Here is an 18,286-nt window from a genome sequence, read left to right as displayed (position 1 = left end):
CGCCGCGGCGGGGCCGCATTACCATTTCAGCAGGGTATTGGCTCCCTGGGCAAAGCCGGAAAGCAGGGTGCCTGCCGCCGCGGTTTTCTGGGCTCTTGCGTTGGCGCGGCCCAGGTACTGCTCCATGTTTGCGCGGTTGTGCAGGGATTGCGCGTTTCTCATGGCTTCCGCGGCTTCATCCTGAATCCGGGTTTGCAGGCGCGTGGCCAGCGCCTGTTCCGTGACGGGCACGGATCCCTCCCTCAGCAGGGAAGACCGGGCGGCGTCCAGACGGGCGTCCCCCATCTGCCGGGCGGCATCCTGCTGCATGCGCCTGGCGTTTTCCATGCCTGTCTGTTTCTGGAGTTCCGCCTCATTCCTGAGGGTGGCCGCATTGGCCTCCGCTGCTTTTCCGGTAGCGTCCGCGCTTTTTTTCTGGGCGGAGGCGGAGGCCGCGCCCGCTGCCGCCGACGTGGCGGCCAGCGCTATCATTCCCAAAGATGCTGGATCAAATCCCATGCGCGCATCCTGGTATGAAAAACGGTTCAGGCGCAAAACGCCTGAACCGTTTGACATGAATCAGGGTTTGGCACAGAAGAGGTATTATTCCACCACGATGCTTTCAATGTTCAGCACCGGGTTTTCCGGGGTGGAATGGGGGTCAATGGTCCCGGTAATGATGACGGCGTCACGTTCCTTCAGCCCGTTCACGCCTTTGGCGGAGTGTTTGATGGGCTGTCCCTGGTCATCCACAAACTGGACGGTCATCGTATTGTTTTTCCGTATTTCCACCGGTACCGTACCTGTGGACCAAACTCCCCGCTCCTTCATGTTGGTCAGGAGCTGGGCCGGGTCCCCGATGGTGAAGGAGGCAATGTTTTTTGAGAAAACCGGCTCGTCGCCAATCACCGCCCCCTTGACGGTGACTTTGTCCCCCGGGGCCGCTTTTCTGGCGTCTGAAACGACGAGGGCCCGCGGCAGGCCGACCATGTTTTCCGCAAATCTCACGGCCATTTGCTGGGTGACGTTTTGATCGGAGGTTAGAGCGTTCACGGTTTCCTTGGGGTTGCAGCCCATCAGGGAAATTGCTGCTATGGTCAGGGTAATCAAATGTGCAGTGTGCATGGGAACTCCTTTTTGCTGAAAGGTTGGATTCCTTTCCACCTTCTGCCGTTCATCATTCCCGGTAAGGAAAAGAATATTTTTCACAGGAACAGCCCGGCAGCCAGCATGACCAGGTCCCTGAGCGCATCCCAAAGCCTTTCCGCGTTCTGGACGCAGTCCGCCAGAAAGCGGTGAAGGCTTACGGCGTTGAACAGGCGCAGCAGCACCAGGAACAGAAGCAGGTTGGCAAAGTAAACCAGGATAAGGGAGAAGAAGGTTCCATTGTCCGCCAGGTCCGGCTGGTCCTTGGGGATGATCCATGCCGTCCAGAACAGGTGGAAGCACCACCAGAAGCCCAGGCCGGAGTAAAGCAGGGCCTGGCAGGTAACCGTGGGCCAGAAGATGTACGCCAGCCCCCATGCCAGGCCCCACAGCATTGCCCAGAGAGGCAGGAAATACGGGGAAAGGGAGATGAACAGGTTGTTTTTATCCGTCTGGATGTAGCCCCCGTCCAGGTCCGCCTTGAAGTGATGGACGGAGCCGCGGCTGCAAAGGACCGCCAGCACGTGCGTCAGTTCATGGCCCAGCACATACAGGTACAGCAGGGAGGAGGTGAACAGCCTGCTGCTGCCAAGCACCACCCATACGGACGCCCCCAGCAGGGCATACCAGACAGGGATGGAGAACAGGATGTTGAGGCTGCCGGAGGCGTGGGCCAGCTGGTCGCACAGGGACATGGCCGTAATCAGGGCCAGAGGAAGGAGAAGGAAGGTGGCCACCGCATGCCTGATGAACCGGGTCTTGCGCGGAAGGTCCATGAAGGTGAATTCCTGGCATTCATCCTCCCAGCATTCGGAGGAGACCTGGGCGCGGTAGGTCTTATCCCAGGCGTCGCGGTTGCATTGCCTCATCATGTCGCCCAGGCTTGCCGCGGAGCGCGGCTTCCGGGCGGTTTCTGCATACCGGCGCCAGTCCTGGCGCGGCGGTGTGTGTTTGGGTGCCTTGGGCATGCGGTGAGGAGGTGCGGGACCAGCATAAGGGGGCTTTTGGAGAAATGCGAACCAAATTTGCTCCTTCCGGGAACCGGAGGAAAAAATGTTTTATGCGCGCCGGAACTTCCTGTATAATCCGCCGCATGCAAGATGCTCTGCTGGTTCTGGAAACTTCCTGTGCGCAGTCTTCCGCCGCGGCTTGGAGCGGAGGGGAACTGCTGCGCCGCGTGGAATGGAGAGCTGAGCGCAACCATTCCTCCGCCATTTTTGAGGCGGTCCGGCAGGTTCTGGATTCCCTGGAAGGCCGGCTTTTGAAGGAAATAGCGGTGGGGGCCGGCCCGGGCGCCTACGGCGGAATCCGCGTGGCGCTTGCCGTGGCGGACGGCCTTTCCCTGGTGCACGGCTCCCGCGTGGCGGCGTTCAGCTCCTGGAACGGCCTGGGCATTCATGATGATGAGGCTTTCGTGATGTCGGACGCCCGGCGGGGCGGGTGGACATGGGGCAGGCTGGAGCGCGGTTTTCTGACGGCGCCCCCGGAGGTGCTTCCCGCGGAACAGGCCCGTAACCGTGTGGCGGAATGCCTGAAAAACGGCATCCCAGTTTATTCCACGGAAACGGCGGAAACCCTGGCCGCCAGGGAGATGGCGGGTATTGTTCCGGCGGTTCCCGACGCGGAGGCGCTGGGGGCCGCATGGCAGGCCCTGGCCCCGGACCGCCGGGAGGAATTTCTGAAAGGGCCGGCGGAGCCGTTGTATGTAAGGGCTCCCCACATCACTTGCGCCAAACGTCCCGCCTGGGCTGTGAAGGCGTAATTAAGGTTTGACTTTCTGGAAGATTGTTAGACTTTTAATCGGTAATCTTCATCCCCAGTAGCATTTTTTAACATGAGTAATGACACTTCTTCGCAACAGCCCACATATCCCAAAGGTTTAAAAGGAATCATCGCCAATGAATCCGCCTTGAGTGATGTGCGCGGTGAGGAAGGGCGCTTGCTGTATCTGGGCTACGATATTGATGATCTGGTGGAGATGTGCTGTTTTGAGGAAGTGGTTTACCTGCTTCTCAACAAGCGCCTGCCCAACCGGCAGGAGCTGGAGGCCATCAAGAAGCGCCTGCGTTCCGACCGCGACCTTCCCCAGCCCATTCTGGATTTCTTTAAAACGGCCACCAAATCCGCACGGCCCATGTCCGCCCTCCGTACGGCGGTGTCCATGCTCGGCATGTATGACGACCGGACGAAGGACGCCGGCCAGTTGAAGGAAATAGGCCTCAGCCTGATTGCCAAGGTTCCCGTGATGGTGGCGTACTATTACCGTTTGTGCCAGGGGCTGGACCTTCCGCCCGTGCGGGAGGATCTGAGCGAGTCGGAACATTTCCTGTGGCTGCTGAAAGGGGAAGAGCCCAACCCGGATGAAGCCCATATCCTGGATGTGGCCTACATCCTGCATGCGGACCACGGCATGAACGCCTCCACCTTTGCGGCGCGCGTCTGCATCGCCACTCTTTCAGACATGTATTCCGCCATCACGGCGGCTATCGGCACGCTGAAGGGGCCGCTTCACGGGGGCGCCAATGAAGGCGTGATTGAAATGCTCAAGGAAATAGGCACGGAGGACAAGGTGGACCCCTACATTGAGGACAAGCTGGCGCGGAGGGAAAAGATCATGGGCATGGGGCACCGCGTGTACCGCGTGCTGGACCCCCGCGCTCCGCACCTGCGCCGCATGGCCATCCGCCTTTCCTCCAGAATCGGGGAGCCCAAGTGGATTCGCATGTCGGAACGCATCGCCAAGCTCGTCCGGGAACGCAAGGGGCTTAATGCGAACGTGGATTTTTATTCCGCCACGGTTTATTACAGCATCGGCATTCCCACCAGGCTGTTCACGGCCATTTTCTCCATCGCCCGCTGCTGCGGCTGGGTAGCCCAGGTGCTGGAACAGATGGAGGACAACACGCTCTACAGGCCGCTGACCCTCTACACGGGGCCCAAGGACCGCATTCCTGTTCCTACCATCGATATGCGGTAACAAGGTTTTTTAACGGAAAAGGCGCTGGATGTTCATCTCCGGCGCCTTTTTTGCATCATTCCCGCTCCCTTTCTCTCTCATGAAAAACTATCCATTCTACCTGCTGTCCGTATTCGCCCTGTTGTTCATAGCTCTGGGGATTTCACCCAGCTCCCGTTCCGTCTGGGTGGCGGAGGTGATTCCCGTGGCGCTGGTGGTGGTTTTCCTGGCGGCGGGATTCCGGAAGTTCCGCTTCAGCAACTGGTCCTATACGCTGATGTTTTTCTGGCTGGCGTGCCACACGGTGGGCGCGCATTACACCTTTGCGGAAGTGCCTTTCGAATGGTTCCGGGAACTTGTCGGGGCGCACCGGAACCCCTTTGACCGCGTGGCTCACTTCACGGTGGGGTTTTATGCTTTTCCCGTGGCGGAATACCTGGTGCGCAGGCAATATGCGGGGAAGGTGCTTGCGGGGATATTCGGCCTCTTCTTCGTGATGGCCGTGGCGGCCGCCTATGAGATCATTGAATGGCAGTACGCGGTCATGGTGGGCGGGAATGACGCCAATGACTTTCTCGGCTCCCAGGGTGACATCTGGGATGCCCAGAAGGACATGTTCTGCGATACCTGCGGGGCCGTGGCCTCCCTGGTTCTCTTTTACCTGGTGCGCCCCTGGCGCCGGAAAGGCGCGGTTTCTGCTTCTTCCTGACCGGGATATTCATGTTTCCAGCCTGCCGGAATGGAACGGGCAACAGGGAGACTCCCGGTGTTTTCCGTATTAAATGCCGGCCTGGCGCAGCCCTTCGTAAAGGACAATGGCTACGGCGGTGGAGAGGTTCAGGCTGCGGGAGCCTTCCCCGGGCATGGGAATGGTCAGGGTCGTGTCAGCGTGTTCTTTCAGCAGGCTTTCCGGCAGCCCGCGGGATTCCGGGCCAAAGACCAGGTAATCCCCCTCCCGGAGCTCCGCATCCCAGTGGGAGCGGCGCGCCTTGGTGGTCAGGAACCAGAACCGCGCGCCGGGGCCCGCCGCCCGTTGCAGCTCCTCCAGGCTTTCCCATACGCGGAGGTCCACTTTGGCCCAGTAGTCCAGGCCCGTGCGGCGCACGTGCTTTTCATCCAGGCTGAACCCCAGCGGCCTGATCAGGTGCAGCCTGGACCCCGTAGCCAGCGCCAGCCGCCCGGCCGCCCCCGTGTTATGCGGAATTTCCGGATGAAACATGACGATGTGGAAACGGGGCTGCATGCGCCTATTGTCACCACAAACGCGCCTTCCGTTCAAGTGAGACTTGTCCAAAAGTGGCAAATCATGTACGTTTCCTTCCGATGAGAGATATCGTGTATTTTGACTTGGAAACCCGTCATTCCGCGGCGGAGGTGGGCGGCTGGCACAATACGGCGGACATGCGCGTTTCCGTGGGCGTGACTTATTCCACGGCCTCCGGCAAATACACGATTTATTCTGAGGAGATGGTTGATGACCTGATCCTCCAGCTCCGCCAGGCCGACCTGGTGGTGGGGTACAATCACGAGCATTTTGACTACGGCGTGCTTCAGCGCTATACGATGTGGAACTTGGTGGACATCACCAACAATCTGGACCTTTGCAGGGACATCGAACAGCGGGGAGGCGTGCGCGTCAAGCTGGATTCCGTAGCGGCCGCCTCCATCGGTTCTTCAAAAACGGCCGTAGGCACCCAGGCCCTCAAGTGGTGGGCGGAGTACGTGCAGACGGGCAATACGGATGTACTGATGGAGATTGCCCGCTACTGCTGCTTTGACGTGAAGGTGACGCGGGACGTGCACTGGTACGGGGCAGAGCACGGCTTCATCCGTTATGACGACAAGAAAGGCGGTACGGTGGAACTGCCTGTGGACTGGAAGCTCTAAAGGGCGCTTCCGGAAAGAGGGGCCGTTTGGGCGCCATTTGAATCAGCGGCGGTTGATGCGCGCCACTTCCCGCTGGGCCTCCCGCATTTCCACGCGGGCTTTCAGGTCATAGCGCTGGTCGCGGTGGGTCTTGCCCTTGCCCAGGCCCAGGGCCAGTTTTACCTTGCCGTTTTTCCAGTACAGCTTCAGGGCTACCAGGGAGCACCCTTTCTGGGAGGTCTGTTGCTCCAGCTTGAAAATTTCCCGTTTGTGGAGCAGCAGGCGGCGCGGGCGGCGGGACTGGTGCTGGAAGAATTCTCCGGCGGTTTCCCACGGCTGGATGTCGCAGCCGTACAGGAGCATCTGGCCGTTTTCCACCCTGGCGAAGGAATCCGCTATGTTCACCTTCCCGGAGCGGATGGATTTGACCTCCGTTCCCTTGAGCTCCATGCCGCATTCGTAGGTGTCCAGGATTTCATAATCCCGGCGGGCTTTCTTGTTGGTGGAGATGTCGGAACTCATGGCGGAGAGGGGGAGGGATGAAAAGGCCCCGGGCTGGAAGAGCCGGGGCCTGGTTGAAATGGAATGCTCCGTGCGGAAATCCGGGCCGGAACGGCAGTAGGGAGGGTATGCTTTTTACTGGTTGCCTTCTTCAAGGCTGTCTGACTCTGCATGGTAGACAAGCTTGCCTTCAACGATTTCCGTCAGGGCAATGTTCGCGTTACCCATGTGGGGAGTGGTGGGGACCAAGGGAGCGCGGCCATTATTGAGCTGGGCGACGCGGCGGGAAACCACGTTGATCAGCATCTGGGGCTCGGAAATGATTTTGGAGGCTTGTTCGACGAGTTCGGCTTTCATGTAAAAATGTTTGGATAGGATCTCCTGATGCGGAAAGACATATAAAGGCTCCCCCTGTCCATAAGCAAGCCTATATTACGGCATGAGCTCCCTTCGTTCACGGGAAGTCAGCTCCTTCCATGAGCCGGGTTCCAGGCCGTCCAGCGGGAACCTGCCTATCCTGGCGCGCAGGAGCCGGAGCGTGGGAAAGCCGATGGCGGCGGTCATGCGCCGCACCTGGCGGTTTTTACCCTCCACCAGAGTCAGATCCAGCCAGGAGGTAGGGATGGCGGCGCGGTAGCGCACGGGGGGATTGCGGGGCGGCACGTCCGGTTCCCTGTCCATGAGACGCACCCGGCAGGGGAGCGTGCGGTACCCCCGGATGGAGAGCCCCCCGCGTTCCAGCGGAAGCAGGTCCGCGGCGGAAGGGGTGCCTTCCACCTGGCTCCAGTAAGTTCGGGGGTGCCGGTTGGCGGGGTTCAGGAGGCGGTCCACCAGGGATTTCTCATCGGACAAAAGGAGAAGGCCTTCAGAATCCGCGTCCAGCCTGCCGACGGGATACACGCCGGAGGGGAAGCCGAATTCCGCCAGTGTCCGGTGGTGGGGCGCCTCCCGCGTGAATTGGGAAAGGACTCCGTAAGGTTTGTTGAACGCCAGAATCATGCCGTGCGGAGCAAGTATAGCATGAGCCTCCGTCCTTGGCACGAGAAATTGAAGCGGCTTGACTTGTCCCCGCCGGGGAAGGAAAGTACCTCCATGCATGGAAAAATGGCAGGCGGTATTCTGATGCTGGCGTGCTGCTTGCCCGGCTGGGTGCAGGCAGCTCCGGACGCGGGGGAAGTGAAGGCGAAAATCGCGCGGAAAATCTGGCAGAACGAATGCGCCGGAACCGTCAGGGGGCTGGTCTCCTGGAACCGGGGGGAGGCGTTCCCCTCCCTGGGCATCGGGCATTTTATCTGGTTCCCCGCCGGAGTCAGGGAAAGGTTTGAGGAAAGCTTCCCTTCCTTTGTCCAGTTTTGCCGGAAAAGGGGCGCCCGCGTGCCGGAATGGTTTTCCGGCGCGGCCCCGTGGCGCACCAGGGGGGAGTTTGAAGCGGCAGACGTCCGCGGCGGCCTGCCCGAACGGATGCGGCAGTGGCTGTCCAGTCCCGCGGCCCTTCAGATGCAGGCGGATTTTATCATCAGCAGGTCCGTGGCCGCCCTGGGGCGCATCAAGAGCCAGTCCCGGCGTCCGGCGGAGATGGCGGCGCGGTACAATGCCGTGGCGATGGCGCCCAACGGCATGTATGCGCTGATTGACTACGTGAATTTCAAGGGGGAGGGGACCAACCCCGCAGAAAGGTACCGCGGCCAGGGCTGGGGGCTCATGCAGGTGCTGGAAGAGATGCGGCCCGCTGCTCCCGGACAGCCTGCTGCTGCGGAGTTTGCGGAGGCGGCTAAAAGGGTGCTTCAGCGGCGCGTGGACAACAGTCCGGCAGGGCGTGGGGAGGCCCGCTGGCTTGCCGGATGGAAGAACCGGTGCGATTCCTACAAGAGAAGCCTGTGACGAATTCCCCGCCCGGCGGAGAAGACCAGTTGCGCAATTATCCTTGACCTGCCGGGGATTAGGGTGTAATTCCCTCACTTCATCCTGAAACTTCGCTAATTTTATGCCAAACACTCAAGAAGAAACAACGCTGGTTCTGCTCAAACCCGATTGCGTGCGGAAAAACCTTTCCGGCACCATTTTAAAACGTTTTTTGTCCGAAGGGTTTCGCCTGCGCGGCATTAAGATGATCCAGCTTGACGAGCCTATTCTCCGGGAACATTACTCCCATATTCTGGACCTTGTGGTCAACGGGGAACTGCTGTTCCCGAAACTGCTTGATTTCATGACCAGCTCCCCGGTTATCGCCATCGCCCTGAAGGGGCCGGGCGTGATCGTGCGCGTGCGTGAACTGCTGGGGCCCACCAACTCCCAGAAGGCGCAGAAGGGCACCATCCGCGGGGATTACGGAACGGACAGCATGATGAACATCTGCCATGCTTCCGACAGCCGCGAATCCGCCGCCGTGGAGCTGGTACGGTTCTTCCGTGAAGAAGAGCTGTTTGACAGCCTTAACTGAGGCGTTGCCCTTTTTACCTCCGGTTTGCCAGAGCCGCGGCTTGTGATAAGGCTGCGGCTCTTGCCGTGCCTGGGGGTATGCCTCGCAGAAGGATGAGCCTCCATGGGGCAGGCATGCCCCGTGGCCGCAGGGAAGGGAGGAAAACCGGGAAAAGGCAAATTATTTTTCCCAGGGAGTGGTCAGGTACAGGAAGGCTTTTTTCATCCGGTAGGCCTCGCGCATCAGGCCGTCCAGGATATTGTTGCAGCTGTGCCTGGAAAAGGAATAACCGTAAACGCGCTTGATGGCGGCGTCCTCGCTGTGCTGCTTCTGGCGCTTTAATTCGGCGTCCATGTCCCGGAGCTCCACATTGGGGGCGCTCAGGTTGTCGCCGTGCCAGCGGAAATCCGCCAGCAGCCTGTTGTAATGGACGAACTTTTTTCCGGCACGGCCCAGGCGGGCGTAATACTCCCCGTCCATGTCGTACCGGAACCGTTCGTCCAGCAGGAATCCTTCCTCAATCGTGGTGCTCCTGCGCAGGAACAGCGCGGTGGAGGCCAGGTACGTGCCGTACCAGATGTGCATGCGGAGGCTGTAGGGCAGGGCTTTCATGGGCCGCTGGACGGTCCCGTCCGCATCAATGAAGTTCCAGGCCCCGTGCACGATGTCCGCATCCGGGCGGGAATCCGCAAAGGCCTTGACGGCCGCCAGGGCGCCAGGCAGCAGCCTGTCGTCCGTATTCAGCCACATGACCCACTTGCCGCGTGCCCTCCGGAAGCCGCGGTTGATGCCCTCAGACATGCCGGAATCCTTCTCCACATGCAATTTCAGGTGCGGGTAGGAGTTCAGGATGTCCAGCGTTCCGTCCGTGGAGCCGGCGTCCTGGATGATGTGCTCAAACGTGGCGCCTTCCTGGTTCCTGACGCTTTCAATGCACTCCCGCACGTAGCTGGCGTAATTATAGCTGGGCGTAACGATGCTGAAATCAGGCTCGGTATCCATGGAAATTTTATTTGGAGGAACTGATGGAGCGTTCCCTGGCGATGTAGATGGGGCGTTTTTTGACCTCCGTATAGGTCTTGGCCAGGTACTGGCCCAGGATGCCCAGGCACAGCAGGACGATGCCGCCCATCAGGCAGAAAACGCAGACCATGGAAGTCCAGCCATAGGCGGAATGGGGCCAGAGCAGCTCCCTGACCGTCAGCACGATGATGGCAAGGAAGGAAATGAAGGAAAGCATCACCCCCATGATGGAGGCCAGGGCCAGCGGGGCTGTGGAGAAGGCCACAATGCCTTCAATGGAGTACAGGAACAGTTTGAAGAAGGACCATTTGGTTTCTCCCGCCACCCGCTCCACATTCTCATACTCAAACCATTTGGTGCGGAAGCCCACCCATTCATACAGGCCTTTGGAAAAGCGGTTGTACTCCTTCAGGGAAAGCAGGGCCTCCAGCACGGGGCGCGTCATCAGCTTGTAATCCCGGGCGCCGTCCACGATATGGGTGTCCGATATCCAGTGAATCGTCTTGTAAAAGGCGCGCGCAAAGAAAGAACGCAGCGGCGGTTCCCCCTTCCGGGTGACGCGGCGCGTTCCGGCGCAGTCGTACCCTTCCTCGTCAATGGCTTTCACCATCTCCGGCAGCAGGGAGGGCGGGTCCTGAAGGTCCACGTCCATGACGGCTGCATAATCACCCGTGGCCGCCTCCAGCCCCGCGTAAATGGCCGCTTCCTTCCCGAAGTTGCGGGAAAAGGAAATAAACTTCACCTCCGGGGAATGCTCCACCAGCTCCTTGATTATCTCCAGGGTGCGGTCTGTGGAGCCGTCATCCACAAAGATAAGTTCCGCGGCGTATCCCTCCAGGTGTTCCTTGAAAACCCGGTCCACCTCTTGTTTGAACACCGGAATGGCCTGCTCTTCATTCAGGCAGGGAACGATCAGGGAAATTCGTTTCATGGCAGTGCCCGCATCATACGCCAGGGGCTTTCCGGATGCCAGAAAATAGTGCCCTGTACGCAGAGCGGCCTTCCCTCCGCAGGGCGGAAGGGAAGGCCGCTGAAAAAGGCGCTGCGCGTGGAAAAAACGGAAGAATCAGAATTTCGGCAGGTTGCCGATGTCATCCTCGTTTTCAGGGGCGTGCGGGTCTTTCAGGTCACTGTCTCCGTCCTTGCCGAAGGACCAGAAATCGTAATCCGGATTCATGCCGTTGCCCATTTTCAGGTTCTTTGCGCTGGCGGATTTGGAGGGGATGGCCTGCTCGCTGCCCAGGCGGTAGCGGTACGGGGAGCCCCACGGGTCCGCCAGGATGTAAAGCGTGACGGGCCTGCCGTCCTTGCCTTTCACATGGACTTCCCGGACGGTCGGGTTGCTTTTGGGCTGGGTGGCGGGATTCAGCTCATCATTGTAAATGGTGGTATTCCTGGAAGGCATGCCTTCATTCTTGTGGTCGCCGAAGAGGGCCATGTACACGACGTTGGAGCTGTACTCCTCGCCGTTCGCCACGGCTACTCCGTGGTTGTTGAAGGGGGCTTCCGTACCGTAGGGGTAGCGGTCATGGTCGCTGTGGTAGCTCTCCAGCCCCATTTCAATCTTGCGGACGATGGATTCCGTGGCCTGCTCGTTTTTCCGGGTTTCAAGCCAGGTGTAGATGGAGATGGTCAGCGTGGCAAGCACCACGATGATGACCATCACCACCAGGATTTCCATGAGGGTGAAGCCCTGTGCCGCCCGGAGGCGGCTGTATGCGGAGCGAATCTTCATCTGGTCTGCTTCTGGAGGAGGGTTAACCCATTTTCTCAATGACCTGCAGAAGGGGCAGGAACATGGCGAACACGATGCCGCCCACAACCACGGCCAGGAACACGATCATGATGGGTTCCAGCATGGAGGTCATGGCCCCCACGGCGTTGTCCACTTCATCATCGTAAACGTCCGCAATCTTGAGGAGCATGTCGGGAAGCTGGCCGGTTTCTTCACCCACGTCCACCATGGAGATCACCATGGGGGGGAAAAGCTTGGAGGAAGACATGGGCGTGACCACGGATTCACCTTCCTTCACGGAATCATGGATAAGGCCGATGGCGTCTCCCACGATCATGTTCCCGGCAGTGTCCTTGGTGATGGTGAGCGCCTGGAGAATGGGAACGCCGGAAGTGACCAGCGTGCCGAAGGTACGGGCGAAGCGGGCGATGGCGCTTTTGCTCTGCACGTTGCCGATGACGGGCATGGTCAGCAGGGCCGTGTCAATCTTGCGGCGTCCGTTGGGCGTCTTGCTCATGGCCGTGAAGACAGCGTACAGGATGGCGATGACGGCGGCCAGAATAACGGCATTCGGCACAAAGAACGGAGCGGCCATGAACCAGTCACTGATGCCGAACACGAACTCGGAAATGGCGGGAAGCTCACTGCCCTGTTCCGCGAACATGGCCTTGAACTTGGGAACGATGACCAGCATCAGGAAGATCACGATGCCTACCGCAATGAACAGGACGATGGAGGGGTACACCATGGCGGTGATTACCTTGCTCTTCAGTTTCTGCGCCTTTTCCTGGTATTCCGCCAGGCGGTTCAGCACGACTTCCAGCACACCGCCCAGTTCGCCGGCCTTCACCATGTTCACGAACAGGCGGTCAAAGATTTTGGGGTGCTGGGCCAGGGCTTCCGAGAAGGTGGAGCCGCCCTGAACGGAATCCCCCAGGGCTTCAATGGTCACACGCAGGTTGGGGTTGGCTTCCTGCTTGGCCAGCACGTTCAAGCTCTGGAGCAGGGGCAGCCCGGCGTCAATCAGGGTGGCCAGCTGGCGGGTGAAAATCATCAGGGCTTTCGCCTTGATCCTGCCGCCCAGTCTGCCTTTTTTCCCTTTGGCTCCCTTGGCCTTCTTCTTGGCGGCGGGCGTTTGCTGGATCTTGCCCTTGCCCGCTTCTACGATCTGGGTGGGGTACAGGCCATGCGCCCGGATGGATTCCATGGCCTCCGCTTCGGAATTGGCCTCCAGGGTACCCGTTTTCTGGTCGCCTTTATGGTCAAGTGCTGTATATTGATATTTAGGCATATATGTGGTGTTTTAAGTGTTTTCTGCTTGGTGGTTGAAATGGGGGTGCGGTATAGGTCTGTCCATTAAGTGTACTTCAGCACTTCTTCAATGGTGGTATTGCCGCTGTAAATGTTTCTCAGGCCGTCTTCACGCAGGGTGGACATGCCCATTTCAATGGCCTTCTGCTTCAGCACCACGGAAGGAGCGCGGTCCGTGATCATGTCCCGCAGGGTATCGTTGATATCCAGCAGTTCGTAAATCCCCTGCCGGCCCTTGTAACCGGAATTGGAGCACTTGTCACAGCCCCGGCCCGTGTAAAAGTGCTTGTCCCCCAGTTCATAGGGAGACACGCCAAGCTGGGAGAGGATGGTGGAGGAGGGTTCATACGGCGTGCGGCAGTCCGGGCAGATGGTGCGTACCAGGCGCTGGGCCAGCACCCCTTCCAGGGAGGCGGCCACCAGGAAAGGTTCGCAGCCCATGTCCACCAGGCGGGTCACGGCCCCGGCGGAGTCGTTCGTGTGCAGGGTGGAAACTACCAGGTGCCCCGTCAGGGACGCCTGAATGGCGATCTGGGCAGTAGCCATGTCACGCATTTCCCCCACCATGATGCGGTCGGGGTCCTGTCGCAGGAAGGCGCGGAGCACCATCGGGAAATCCAGGCCGATGGCTTCATTGATCGGAATCTGGATAATGCCGTCAATGTCGTATTCCACGGGGTCTTCCGCCGTCAGCACCTTGGAATCAATGGTGTTGATTTCCCGTAGGGCAGCGTACAGCGTGGTGGTCTTGCCGGCGCCGGTGGGACCGGTGACGATGAAAATGCCGTTCGGCTTGTGGACCGTATCCAGGATATATTCATGAATATGCTTGGGCAGGCCCAGGTTGTCCAGGTTCAGGTTGACGGAAGAGCGGTCCAGCACGCGGAGCACCACGGATTCACCGTACTGGGTGGGGAGGGAGGAAACACGCATGTCCACCGAGCGGTTGCCCACCTGCTTGACGATTCGTCCGTCCTGAGGAACGCGGCGTTCCGCGATGTTCATGTTCGCCATGACCTTGACGCGGGAAATGACCGGCACGGACAGGTGCACGGGGGGTGGCTGCATTTCATACAGGGAGCCGTCCACGCGGTAGCGGATTTTGAATTCCTTTTCAAAGGGCTCAAAGTGAATGTCGGAGGCTTTTTCCTTAATGGCCTGCGTGATGACCAGGTCCACAAAGCGGATGACGGGCGCCGCGGCGGAGTCTTCCGTCTCATTGTTGACCTGCATGCTGTTGAGCTCCTGCATCAGGTCCGTCATGGCGGCGGATTCCCCGCCGTACAGCTCATTAATGCGTTCGGAAATCTGGTAGTCGGGAGCGATCAGGACGTGGATATCCTGGCCCAGGGCAAAGCGCAGGTCTTCCACCGTCTGGGGATTCAGGGGATCCACCAGGCACACGTACAGGCCTTCCGGACCGTGTCGCACGGGCAGGGCTCCATGCAGGCGCACGAGCGTGGCCGGCATCATGTTCTGCACGTTCGGGTCCGGTTTGAAATTGTCCAGGGTGATGAATTCCGTGCCCAGGTCGCTGGCGATCATCTGCCAGATATCGTCCTTGCTGCCGATGATGCCGAAATCCGCGAGCACCTCCGGCAGTTCCTTGCCGGAGACGGTCATTTCCTCCTTGATATCCTTCGCCAGGGATTTGTCGATCATTCCCCGGCCGATGAAAAGTTCCAGTGTAAGATTGGTGTCCATAATAATCAGAATGAATTGCGGGGAAAAATCAGTTGGCGTCTCCCATGGTGACATTGAGGACTTCTTCCGGAGAGGTAAGCCCGGCCAGCACCTTGCGCACGCCGTCTTCTCTCAGGGTTCTCATGCCGAGTTCCCGTGCGCGCTTGCGCAACTGGGGGGAGGTCAGGTTCTCGTTGATCATGCGGCGTACTTCGTCGTCGATCTCGAAAATTTCAAAGAGGCCCATTCGTCCCTTGAACCCGCCGCCGCGGCAGAAGTCGCAGCCGTGGGGGGCCTTGATCTGCCCCGGAGTAAGGCGGGACATGTCAATGTTCAGCGTATGCGCCTGCTTCTCCGTCAGCACGCCGTCCACCTTGCAGCGGTCGCACAGCTTGCGGACAAGGCGCTGGGCCATGATGGCGCGCACGGCGGAGGCGATCAGGAAGCGCTTGATGCCGATGTCCGCCAGACGGGCCACGGCGCTGGGAGCGTCATTGGTGTGAAGGGTGGAAAACACCAGGTGGCCCGTCAGGGAGGCGTTGATGGCGATGCTGGCCGTTTCCATGTCTCGAATTTCCCCGATCATGATGATATTGGGGGCCTGGCGGAGCATGGCGCGCAGGGCGGCGGCGAAGGTCATGCCGATGTCCGCCTTCACCATCACCTGGTTGATGCCGGAAAGCTCGTATTCCACGGGGTCTTCCACCGTGATGATCTTTTTATCCGGGCGGTTGATGTGGTTCAAGCACGCGTAAAGGGTGGTGGTCTTACCGGACCCGGTGGGGCCCGTCACCAGGATGATGCCGTCCGGCAGGGTGATGAGGCGGTCAAACACGGCTTCATCATCAGAGAAGAAGCCGAGCTGGGGCAGGCCCAGCACCAGGGCTGACTTGTCCAGAATACGCATGACGATGCTTTCCCCGTGGTTGCTGGGGACGGAAGACACACGAAGGTCAACCTGCTTGCCGCCGATGTTCATCTGGATACGGCCGTCCTGGGGCATGCGCTTTTCCGCAATGCTCATGGTCGTGCTCATCACCTTCAGGCGGGCGATGATGGGACTGAGCAGCTTCTTGGGGTGGGTGGCTACTTCCACCAGCTTGCCGTCCACGCGGTAGCGGATGCGGAGCCGGTTTTCCATGGGCTCAATGTGAATGTCTGACGCCCGCATCTTGAAGGCGTCCGTCAGCATCTGCTGCACCAGGCGGATGATGGGGGCGTCTCCGTCTTCCCCCTCAATGCCGGCGGCGTCCGCCGGAACGGTCAGGTCGCGGTAGAACTCCTTCAGGCGGCTTTCCACCGCGCTGTGGGTGGCTACGCTGAAAATAATGTCGCGCCCCATCAGCTGGGGCAGGCTGTCCATGGTCTCCAGGTTCAGCGGATCGTCAATGGCGATGTTGACGGAAAAGCCGTCGTCGGAAATGGGAATGGCCCGGAAGCGCCGCGCCAGCTCCGGTGTGATCAGTTCGCGCACTTCCTGGGGAATGTGCATGGGGCCCAGGTCCACGACGGGCAGCAGGGAATTGGACGCCGCCACCTGGGCGATGACGTCTTCCGTAAGATAATTGGCCTGGATAAGGAAATCAACCAGGTCCTGGGTGGGAGATTTTTGACTGCGCGCGTATTGAAGAATCTCTTCATTCAGATAGCCGGCCTGCGTAAGAAGTTCGATGAGATATGATTCGTTGGAGTACACGTCGATCTCTGGAGTCTATGGTTGGAAGTCTGCCGAAACGGAGCGGCAGGATACTCCCCTATTTCTGACAGGTTCGGGGCGTAAAGTCAACTTAGCTTCCCTCAAAAGGGCATTTTTTTTCAGGAGGAAGAGGAGTAGGGGAAAAGGAAATTCCATGCGCGCCGCTTTCCGGGCCTGTAGAATATCCTGGCGTGCGGGAGTTCTCCTTCTCTCAGGACCGCTGGCGCGGCATGGCGGAGAGCAGGTCTTCCAGTTCCGCCATGCTGGAGACGCGCACCAGGCGCGCGCGCATTTCCTTGGCGCCGGGAAAGCCCTTGGTATAAGCCAGAATGCGTGACCTCATGTGGCGCATGGTGTGGAGCTCATCCCCGTAATGGCCGGAATCCAGGGCCATGCGGGTATGGCGCAGGATCAGGGCCGTCTTTTCCTGCGGGTCCCTGGCCGGGGGCATGGCCCCGTGCAGCAGGTAATACCTGGCGTCTCCGAAAATCCATGGGTTCTCCATGGCCGCCCGGCCAATCATCACGCCGCTCACGGCTGTGTTTTCCTTCACATAGGCCACCCCCTGCGGGGTGGAAATATCCCCGTTTCCGATGACGGGAACGGAGATGGCCCGCGCGCATTCGTCAATAATGTCCCAGTTGGCCGTGCCGGAATACTGCTGGGAGCGGGTGCGCCCATGAATGGTAATCATGGAAATGCCCTCTTCCTCCAGCAGGTGGCACGCGTCCATGGCGCACAAATTCTGGAAATCCCAGCCAATGCGTATTTTGGCCGTGACGGGAATGCGGTCCCCTACCGCTTTCACCACCCCTGCCGCTACGGAGGCCAGCAGAGGCAGGTCCTTCAGCAGGGAGGAGCCGCCATTTTTGCCCACGACCTTGGGAACCGGGCAGCCGAAATTGATGTCAATGAAATCCGGCTTATCATGGTCCAGAATAATCCGGGCCGCTTTTCCCATGTGCTCTCCGTCCGCGCCGAAAAGCTGAATCCCTATGGGGCGGTGGGCGTCTTCTATCTTCGTGTACCGGCGGTTTCTTTCCCATGCCTGGAGAATGCCTTCCGCGGAGACGAACTCCGTGACCATTACGTCAGCCCCCAGTTCCTTGCAGATGGTGCGGAAAATAGGGTCCGTCACCCCGGCCATCGGGGCCAGGAACAAGGGAAAATCCGTCTTAAAAAACGGAAGGGAAGTTGTGCGGTTGGAGAAAGTCATGATTCCTTAGAATGAGGCTAACATGCCCCCGTATCCCGTTCAAGCGTCTTGGCCGCCCTGACAGAAAAGGAAGGGTGTTCTCTGGCGGCTCCGGAAATAGAAAAACGGCTTCACTCCCGGAGTGAAGCCGTTTGGCGTCAAATGGAAAGAGCGTCGTTTTAGTGGTGGCCGCACCCGCAGCCGCCGTCCTTGTGATCGTGGTCATGATCGCAATTGCCGTCACAGTCACAGCTATCCTTGTCGCAGCTGCCGCCGCAGGAGCAGGAAGACTCGGAACTCATTGCGCGCTGGCGGGCTTCTTCAATTTCTTCCGGAGTGGGGGCATGGCCAAGATCAATGGACATGCCCAGGTACTGGTTGATGGTGTTCAGGAGTTCGTCAATGGTCTGGCGCGCTTCCAGGAAGCCGCGTGCCGCGTCGTTCTTGATCACGTTTTCACGCAGGGAATCAAACTTGGCAATTTCTTCTTCCGTGGGGGGCATGCCGGCCAGGTGCTTGTTGCGCAGTTCTTCGCCGTAGGCGTTCACTTCTTCAAAAAGCTTGGTTGCCTCGGGGTTCTGGAAAAAGAGGCCGATTTTTGCCTTGGCGGCCACAACCTGGTCTTCCTTGGCAAGCATGTTGCAGAGGGCTTCCGTGGCAGTGCGCAGGTTGTCATTGAGAACGGGGGTATTCATATAAAATCCATTTAATCATGGCTTTCAACGCAGGGCAACCCGGTTGCGAGGCATGGCGTGCATTTTCGTGTCAGGGCGTTC

The 18,286-nt window shown here is 59.4% G+C and carries 21 protein-coding genes; 6 read left to right on the top strand and 15 right to left on the bottom strand.

Annotation, left to right across the window (positions count from 1 at the left end; translation table 11 throughout):
* Positions 1–18: 18 nt before the first annotated feature.
* The 3 genes from HHJ06_RS09955 to HHJ06_RS09945 all read right to left on the bottom strand — a co-directional run bounded on the left by HHJ06_RS09955 (position 19) and on the right by HHJ06_RS09945 (position 2,093).
* Entirely contained in the window at positions 19–555 is a 537-nt protein-coding gene (locus tag HHJ06_RS09955) for a hypothetical protein (protein ID WP_215429296.1), read from the bottom strand.
* Between the two features lie 27 nt (positions 556–582).
* Complete coding sequence (locus HHJ06_RS09950; protein ID WP_215429294.1) at positions 583–1,104, bottom strand: hypothetical protein; 522 nt, start codon at positions 1,102–1,104, stop codon at positions 583–585.
* Between the two features lie 80 nt (positions 1,105–1,184).
* Entirely contained in the window at positions 1,185–2,093 is a 909-nt protein-coding gene (locus tag HHJ06_RS09945; protein WP_215429292.1) for a hypothetical protein, read from the bottom strand.
* Positions 2,094–2,218: 125 nt separating this feature from the next.
* Between HHJ06_RS09945 and tsaB the strand changes: the two genes are divergently transcribed.
* From tsaB to HHJ06_RS09930, 3 genes are all read left to right on the top strand, one after another.
* Positions 2,219–2,887, top strand: a complete 669-nt coding sequence (gene tsaB, locus HHJ06_RS09940) for a tRNA (adenosine(37)-N6)-threonylcarbamoyltransferase complex dimerization subunit type 1 TsaB (protein ID WP_215429289.1) — start codon at positions 2,219–2,221, stop codon at positions 2,885–2,887.
* Positions 2,888–2,959: 72 nt separating this feature from the next.
* On the top strand, positions 2,960–4,102 hold the full coding sequence (locus tag HHJ06_RS09935) for a citrate/2-methylcitrate synthase (RefSeq protein WP_215429287.1): 1,143 nt from the start codon (positions 2,960–2,962) through the stop codon (positions 4,100–4,102).
* A gap of 79 nt (positions 4,103–4,181) precedes the next feature.
* Positions 4,182–4,790 (top strand): DUF2238 domain-containing protein, encoded by a 609-nt coding sequence (locus HHJ06_RS09930; RefSeq protein ID WP_215429285.1) that lies wholly within the window; start codon positions 4,182–4,184, stop codon positions 4,788–4,790.
* 69 nt (positions 4,791–4,859) lie between these two features.
* Here the strand turns inward: HHJ06_RS09930 and HHJ06_RS09925 are convergent, their stop codons facing one another.
* Positions 4,860–5,324 carry a tRNA (cytidine(34)-2'-O)-methyltransferase gene (locus HHJ06_RS09925; RefSeq protein ID WP_215429283.1) on the bottom strand — a complete coding sequence of 155 codons (465 nt, stop codon included), beginning with the start codon at positions 5,322–5,324 and terminating at the stop codon, positions 4,860–4,862.
* A gap of 80 nt (positions 5,325–5,404) precedes the next feature.
* Between HHJ06_RS09925 and HHJ06_RS09920 the strand changes: the two genes are divergently transcribed.
* Positions 5,405–5,968 carry a ribonuclease H-like domain-containing protein gene (locus HHJ06_RS09920; RefSeq protein WP_215429281.1) on the top strand — a complete coding sequence of 188 codons (564 nt, stop codon included), beginning with the start codon at positions 5,405–5,407 and terminating at the stop codon, positions 5,966–5,968.
* A 42-nt stretch (positions 5,969–6,010) separates the two neighbouring features.
* Here the strand turns inward: HHJ06_RS09920 and smpB are convergent, their stop codons facing one another.
* The 3 genes from smpB to HHJ06_RS09905 form a co-directional block, all read right to left on the bottom strand.
* On the bottom strand, positions 6,011–6,469 hold the full coding sequence (gene smpB / locus HHJ06_RS09915; RefSeq protein WP_102714758.1) for an SsrA-binding protein SmpB: 459 nt from the start codon (positions 6,467–6,469) through the stop codon (positions 6,011–6,013).
* A 114-nt stretch (positions 6,470–6,583) separates the two neighbouring features.
* Positions 6,584–6,805: a DNA-directed RNA polymerase subunit omega gene (locus HHJ06_RS09910; protein ID WP_102714286.1), complete on the bottom strand. Its 222-nt coding sequence runs from the start codon at positions 6,803–6,805 to the stop codon at positions 6,584–6,586.
* 75 nt (positions 6,806–6,880) lie between these two features.
* Positions 6,881–7,447, bottom strand: coding sequence for a pseudouridine synthase (locus HHJ06_RS09905; protein WP_215429279.1), 567 nt, complete (start codon positions 7,445–7,447; stop codon positions 6,881–6,883).
* A 105-nt stretch (positions 7,448–7,552) separates the two neighbouring features.
* Here HHJ06_RS09905 and HHJ06_RS09900 point away from each other — a divergent pair, with 105 nt between their 5' ends.
* Together HHJ06_RS09900 and HHJ06_RS09895 are read left to right on the top strand one after the other, a co-directional pair.
* The gene (locus tag HHJ06_RS09900; protein ID WP_215429277.1) at positions 7,553–8,329 is read left to right on the top strand and encodes a hypothetical protein; all 777 of its coding nucleotides are present in this window, start codon (positions 7,553–7,555) and stop codon (positions 8,327–8,329) included.
* A 103-nt stretch (positions 8,330–8,432) separates the two neighbouring features.
* Positions 8,433–8,888 carry a nucleoside-diphosphate kinase gene (locus HHJ06_RS09895; protein WP_215429275.1) on the top strand — a complete coding sequence of 152 codons (456 nt, stop codon included), beginning with the start codon at positions 8,433–8,435 and terminating at the stop codon, positions 8,886–8,888.
* A gap of 159 nt (positions 8,889–9,047) precedes the next feature.
* Here HHJ06_RS09895 and HHJ06_RS09890 read toward each other — a convergent pair whose 3' ends face one another.
* The 8 genes from HHJ06_RS09890 to HHJ06_RS09855 all read right to left on the bottom strand — a co-directional run bounded on the left by HHJ06_RS09890 (position 9,048) and on the right by HHJ06_RS09855 (position 18,205).
* Positions 9,048–9,869, bottom strand: a complete 822-nt coding sequence (locus HHJ06_RS09890) for a glycosyltransferase family 2 protein (protein WP_215429273.1) — start codon at positions 9,867–9,869, stop codon at positions 9,048–9,050.
* A gap of 7 nt (positions 9,870–9,876) precedes the next feature.
* The gene (locus HHJ06_RS09885) at positions 9,877–10,821 is read right to left on the bottom strand and encodes a glycosyltransferase family 2 protein (RefSeq protein WP_215429271.1); all 945 of its coding nucleotides are present in this window, start codon (positions 10,819–10,821) and stop codon (positions 9,877–9,879) included.
* A gap of 135 nt (positions 10,822–10,956) precedes the next feature.
* On the bottom strand, positions 10,957–11,625 hold the full coding sequence (locus HHJ06_RS09880; protein WP_215429269.1) for a prepilin-type N-terminal cleavage/methylation domain-containing protein: 669 nt from the start codon (positions 11,623–11,625) through the stop codon (positions 10,957–10,959).
* A gap of 22 nt (positions 11,626–11,647) precedes the next feature.
* Entirely contained in the window at positions 11,648–12,916 is a 1,269-nt protein-coding gene (locus HHJ06_RS09875; protein ID WP_215429267.1) for a type II secretion system F family protein, read from the bottom strand.
* Positions 12,917–12,981: 65 nt separating this feature from the next.
* The gene (locus tag HHJ06_RS09870; RefSeq protein WP_102714270.1) at positions 12,982–14,640 is read right to left on the bottom strand and encodes a GspE/PulE family protein; all 1,659 of its coding nucleotides are present in this window, start codon (positions 14,638–14,640) and stop codon (positions 12,982–12,984) included.
* Positions 14,641–14,668: 28 nt separating this feature from the next.
* On the bottom strand, positions 14,669–16,315 hold the full coding sequence (locus HHJ06_RS09865; RefSeq protein ID WP_215429265.1) for a GspE/PulE family protein: 1,647 nt from the start codon (positions 16,313–16,315) through the stop codon (positions 14,669–14,671).
* Positions 16,316–16,526: 211 nt separating this feature from the next.
* The gene (dusB, locus tag HHJ06_RS09860) at positions 16,527–17,531 is read right to left on the bottom strand and encodes a tRNA dihydrouridine synthase DusB (protein WP_215429263.1); all 1,005 of its coding nucleotides are present in this window, start codon (positions 17,529–17,531) and stop codon (positions 16,527–16,529) included.
* 158 nt (positions 17,532–17,689) lie between these two features.
* Positions 17,690–18,205: a YlbF family regulator gene (locus HHJ06_RS09855; RefSeq protein ID WP_102714264.1), complete on the bottom strand. Its 516-nt coding sequence runs from the start codon at positions 18,203–18,205 to the stop codon at positions 17,690–17,692.
* Positions 18,206–18,286: the final 81 nt, after the last annotated feature.

The organism is Akkermansia muciniphila (assembly GCF_018709685.1).
GTDB classification, from domain to species: domain Bacteria; phylum Verrucomicrobiota; class Verrucomicrobiia; order Verrucomicrobiales; family Akkermansiaceae; genus Akkermansia; species Akkermansia muciniphila_E.
The sequence above is the reverse complement of the archived record's forward strand: the minus strand, read 5'-3'. Positions and strand labels throughout refer to the sequence as shown.